The 5,211-nt window shown below is 65.7% G+C and carries 4 protein-coding genes; 2 read left to right on the top strand and 2 right to left on the bottom strand.

Translation table 11 applies throughout. The features are described 5' to 3' along the window. Window positions 1-702: L-asparaginase (locus AYR66_RS03460; protein WP_088709579.1), on the bottom strand; the 702-nt coding region annotated here is incomplete at its 3' end. A 523-nt stretch (window positions 703-1,225) separates the two neighbouring features. Between AYR66_RS03460 and AYR66_RS03455 the strand changes: the two genes are divergently transcribed. Together AYR66_RS03455 and AYR66_RS03450 are read left to right on the top strand one after the other, a co-directional pair. Next, window positions 1,226-3,832: a chemotaxis protein CheW gene (locus AYR66_RS03455; RefSeq protein WP_088706360.1), complete on the top strand. Its 2,607-nt coding sequence runs from the start codon at window positions 1,226-1,228 to the stop codon at window positions 3,830-3,832. Further along, window positions 3,829-4,341: a hypothetical protein gene (locus AYR66_RS03450; RefSeq protein WP_088706359.1), complete on the top strand. Its 513-nt coding sequence runs from the start codon at window positions 3,829-3,831 to the stop codon at window positions 4,339-4,341. The genes AYR66_RS03455 and AYR66_RS03450 overlap by 4 nt, the downstream gene beginning before the upstream one ends. On the opposite strand, the gene AYR66_RS03445 is transcribed toward AYR66_RS03450, so the two are convergent. Then, window positions 4,334-5,211, bottom strand: an 878-nt coding sequence (locus AYR66_RS03445) for a LysR family transcriptional regulator (RefSeq protein ID WP_088709578.1), incomplete at its 5' end; no start/stop codon positions are given. The genes AYR66_RS03450 and AYR66_RS03445 overlap by 8 nt on opposite strands.

Here is a 5,211-nt window from a genome sequence, read left to right as displayed (position 1 = left end):
CGGCGCGTGCCCGCCGGTCCAGATCTTCGTCCAGCCGGGAGGCCAGGGCAGCGGCGGGCCGGCATAGGCGGGCACGCCGCGGCGCACCGGGATCACCGGCAGGTGGTCCGGCACCGGGCCGTCGCGCAAGTCCCACCCCAGCGTGAAGGCGTAATTCGGCAGCAGCGCCTCGCATACCGCATCGAACCACTCCGTATGGTCTTCATCGCGGCGCAAGGCTTCGGCCAATCCCTGCGGATCGAAACGCGCGAATGCATGCACCAGTTCCTGCGCGGTCGCGCCCGGCTGGTCGCCCCAGCCCATCACCGGATTGAAGTTGTAATCCGCCCCCGAGCCATACCAGCCCTCGCGCCATGCGCGGTCGATCCAGTTGCGCTGCCCGGTGAACAGGTGCCAGCGCCAGTGCAGGCCCGACGGCTTCGGCCACGAGTACAGGTAGAGCCGCTGGTAACCGGCGCGATGCAGTTCGCGCACCATCGCCATCAGGCGCGCATGCGGCATGCGGTCCGGTGCGTCGCGGCGGAAGCGGATCGGGTCGCCGTCGGCGTGCTGCAGTTCATCGTGCGAGAGGTTGAGGTCCAGCGTGCGCACTTCATCGCCGAAGCGCGCGGAGACCCACCCGGTCAACAGGTTGACCGAGGTGATCACGCCATAGCCGCGATGACGATGGAAGATGACGGTGCCGGGTGCTACGGGTTTCATGGTCAATTCGAGTCGGTTCATTACACTGGACGCCCCTCGCCTTGGAGACAAGACGAGGGGCGTCCAAAACACTGTAAACGATTCGATCGCACAAATCACCTCTTGATTTTTGCGGTGAATGTGCGTCGGGTATGCGACAGGGCTGGTCCGCGCATGTTGCGCGATCACCGGTCGAACACCGGCGAGAATCGCTCCCTGTTGAACGAATGGGACAGGCGTTGAAGCAATTTGTTCAATGGATGCATTCACCACAATGTTGCTAATCAGCACTAATAAAGTGCACGCTCGCGCTTTTTCCTTCGCCGGCACGACGTCAAACGGGACTGGTGCTGCCAACAAAGCAACGCATTGAATCAAAAGGAAAATCCCCACATTGCCATTGCTGCAAAGCGAAAGGTTTCTCAGCGCTCGTCTGCTTTCTCCCTCGTTGGCCTGCAATTTGCAATGTTGTTGCATTGCACTATTTTGTGCCGCCCTACCCGGGCAGCATGCGCCCATCGCCAACCTTATCGAGGACAGCACCATGCAAGAGACCGCGCCCTTGGCCATCGATACCTTCCTTCCCTACATGCGCGACGTCGTGCGCTGCGAACAGTCGCTGCGCGAACTCAACCTGATGTGGCGCATGATCGAAGCATCCGCCAAGATGAACTGCCCGACAGAGGCCAGGACCATCCTCCCCACGATGGCTGCCACGCGCGCCGGATTCAACCGCCTGGAGCAGGAACTGGTCAGCAGCCTGGTGCGCGAAAAAGTCGGCAACGTACTCGACGAAATCGGCACCAAGGCGCAGTACGTGATCGACATCGTGGTGCGCAACCTGTTCGAACGCACCGCCGACGTCGGCTTCCTCGCCACCGACCGTGAGCTGTGTGCTTTTGTCGCGGGCCTGCACGACGACGCCGATGCGGCCCGCCTGCGCCTGCGCGCCTACCGCAGCAAGTACACGGTGTACGACGAAATCATCCTGCTCGACACGCAAGGCAATGTGCTCGTGCAGATCGACGAGGCCACGCCGCTGGAAGGCAGCACCGACCCGCTGATCGCCGAGACGCTGGCGTCAGCCAGCTATGTCGAAACCTTCCGCCATACCGACCTGCGTCCGGGCAAGAAGCAGGCGCTGGTCTACTCGCGCCGCATGCTCCACCCCGACACCGGGAGTCCGGTCGGTGTGCTGTGCCTGTGCTTCCACTTCGAGGAAGAGATGGCCGGCATCTTCCGCTCGCACCGTGATGCAGAGGAACGCTCCAACATGCTGCTGCTCGACGGCGACAACCGCGTGATTGCCAGCGCCGACGAACGCTGGATTCCGCCGGGCGCCGTCGTCCCGGTCAACCGCGACGCCAGTCCGCGCCTGATGGTGTACGGCGGCCGCGAATACCTCGTGCGCACCTTTTCCGCCGAAGGCTACCAGGGCTACATGGGGCCGCCGGGCTGGCAGGGGCAGGTGATGATTCCGGTGGACGTCGCCTTCCGCGGCGGCGCCGGCACCGATGCGCTGTCCACGCTCGACGGCACGGTGGCCGACGGCCTGCTCTCGCATGCACGCTCCTTCTGCCCGCCGCTGTTCGAGATCATGACCGCCGCCGACACCATCCGGCGCGTGGTCTGGAACGGCCAGGTGATGACCGCCGGCCAGCGCGGCGAGCTGCTCAAGCTGAAGACCATCCTCGACCAGATCAGCGAGACCGGCAACCGCAGTAACGAACTGTTTTCGCAATCGATCCGCGACCTGTATGAAACGGTGCTCGCGTCCAGCCTGCGCGACGCGGAGTTCGTCACCCACCTGCTGGTCGACCTGCTCGACCGCAACCTCTACGAGCGCTCTGACGACTGCCGCTGGTGGGCGCTGACGCCGGAGCTGCGCGCCGCGCTTGCGAGCGGCGAAAGCGACTTCGAAACCATCGAAGGCATCAACGCCATCCTCGACTACATCAACCGCCTTTACACGGTGTACACGCGCATCTTCGTGTACGACGCCGACGGCCGCATCATTGCCAGCACCAATCCCGAGGAAGACGGCGACTCCGTGGTCGGCACCTTCGTCGACGGCGACACGCTGGCCGCCGTGCGCGGGCTGCGCCACGAACAGCACTACCACGTCACGCCGTTCGAACCCACGCCGCTGTACGGCCAGCGCCCGACCTATGTGTACCACGCGGCGATCCGCGACCCGGGCCGCGATGCCAGCGTCGTCGGCGGCATCGGCATCGTGTTCGACGCCGAGCCCGAATTCGCCGCCATGCTGCGCGGCGCGCTGGGCGACAAGCAGAACATCAGTGCGCTCTTCATCGACCGCAACGGCCGCATCATCTCCAGCACCGATCCGTCGCGGCCGGTGGGCGCGCAGCTCGACATCGATCCGGAACTGCTGCGCCTGGAAAACGGCACCAGCGCCTCGCGCATCGTGCTGCACGACGGCCACTACGCGATCATGGGCGTGTCGGTGTCCAACGGTTACCGCGAGTTCAAGGTGTCCGACGGCTACAAGGAAGACGTGATCGCCGTTGTCTACCAGCTGTTCGGCGAAGTGCGCGAGCAGGCCGGCACACGCATTGCCGATGCGGTCATCGAGAACGGCGCCGCGGCCGAGGGCGGACGCGAATACGCGACCTTTTTCATCGACGGCATGCTGTTCGCGATGCCGGCCGCCGCGGTGCTCGAAGCGCTGCCGGCGTCGGAAATCTCGCCCGTGTCCATGGGTGGCCGCGCCGAGCGCATTGGCGTGCTTGCGCAGCAGCGCGTGGGCGAGTCCAGCAATTTCGTCTGGGTATTCGACCTGCGCCACCTGATGCGCGGCAAGCCATCCGATATCGGCAGCGCCAGCCAGGTAGTGGTCGTGCGGCACAACGGGCAGGACATCGGCTTGCTGGTGGACGAACTGCACGGCGTGCCGGAATTCGGTGACGCGCAGATCGTGCCCACGCCATTTGCCGCCAGCCCCGATGGGCTGCTTGTCAAACAGGTGATCCGGGCCAACGAAGGACGCCTGCTGATCCAGGCGCTCGACATCGCGCAATTGTTCGCCTGCCTGAAGGACCCGTCGCTGCCTACCGTGCTCAACCTGAGCGACGTGCAGCGCCTGACCGGCTACCGCGACGCGGCGGCACTGATGGGAGAAGCGGCATGAACGGCATGGACCAGGTCTTCCTCGGCAGCGGCGTACTCTACGACCGCGTCTGCCTGATTACCGAAGTGCTCGGCCGCTTCGTATCCAGCGCGCCGCGCCCCCTCGACCTCGCGCAGCTGGAAAGGCACACCGGGCGGCCGGCGAAGGAATTGCTCCGCCTGTGCGCGATGCTGTGCCGCGAAGGCTTGCTCAGCGCACATCACGATCAGCCGCGCTGCTGGCAGCTCGCGTGCGAAGCAAGCCGGCTGACACTGGAGGACGCGTTCCGCTGCGCAATGAACGAACAGGCGGCACGCGCCCGGCCAGGACGCGCGAAGGCGCAGGAAGGTGCGCCGCGCCGCGAAGTCGACATGCTGGTGATGCAGGCGACGATGGACATCAACCAGAGCATCTTCAAGCACCTTCGGCAGTTCTCGCTCGACCGGCTGAAGGTTTCCGCCGCCGGCATGTTCGGCGGACGGCGCGCGGTGCCCGACCCGTGGGCGCACGCTCGGCTGTCGTTTACGTAAGCCGCGTGCGGTAGAAGTCGACGAACTGGCGCACGCGCGGCGGCATGTGCCGTCCTGGCGGAAACACCGCATGGATGCCGCCGCGCGGCAGCGCCCAGTCGGGAAACAGGCGCACCAGCTTGCCCGATTCCAGGTCCTCCCGCGTGCTGTACGCATCCAGCACCGACACGCCCGCGCCCTGCCGCAGCATTGTGCGCAAAGCGCCGGGCGAATCGACGCGCAGGCGCGACTTCACCTGCACGGTGCGCGTCTCGCCGCGCTTGGTGAACTTCCAGGTGAAGGGCGTCGGCAGCAGCATCAGCGCGATCCAATTGTGCGCGGCCAGGTCTTCCGGCTGCTTCGGCCTTCCGGCGCGCTTGAGGTAGGCCGGCGACGTCACCGCGACCTGGTCGAATTCTCCCAGCTTTACCGCCCGCAGCGACGAGTCGCGCAGCCAGCCGAGGCGGATCGCAAGGTCGATGCCTTCCTCGACCAGGTCCACGACCCGGTCGCCGGTGCGCAGGTCGATCTGCAATGCCGGATGCAGCGCGGCGAATTCCGCCACCGCCGGCGCCAGCGCCTGCACCGCATGGTCGACACTGGTCGCAATCCGCAGCGTGCCGGTAAGCACGCCTTCCTCACGGCCGGCGCGGTCGATCGCTTCCTGTATGCCCTGCAGCAAGGGCTTGCACTCTTCATGCAGCCGCCGCCCGGCATCGGTCAGGCCGACCTTCCGCGTGGTGCGCACGAAGAGCGCGGTGTCAAGCTGCGCCTCCAGCCGCGCGACCTGCACGCTGACCTTCGCCTTGGCCACGCCGAGGCGGTCGGCTGCCGCCGTAAAGCCGCCGGATTCGGCCACGGCGTCAAAGACCACCAGGCTGTTGAGATCGA

Source organism: Noviherbaspirillum denitrificans (assembly GCF_002211445.1).
Taxonomy (GTDB): Bacteria; Pseudomonadota; Gammaproteobacteria; order Burkholderiales; family Burkholderiaceae_D; genus Noviherbaspirillum; species Noviherbaspirillum denitrificans.
The sequence above is the reverse complement of the archived record's forward strand: the minus strand, read 5'-3'. Positions and strand labels throughout refer to the sequence as shown.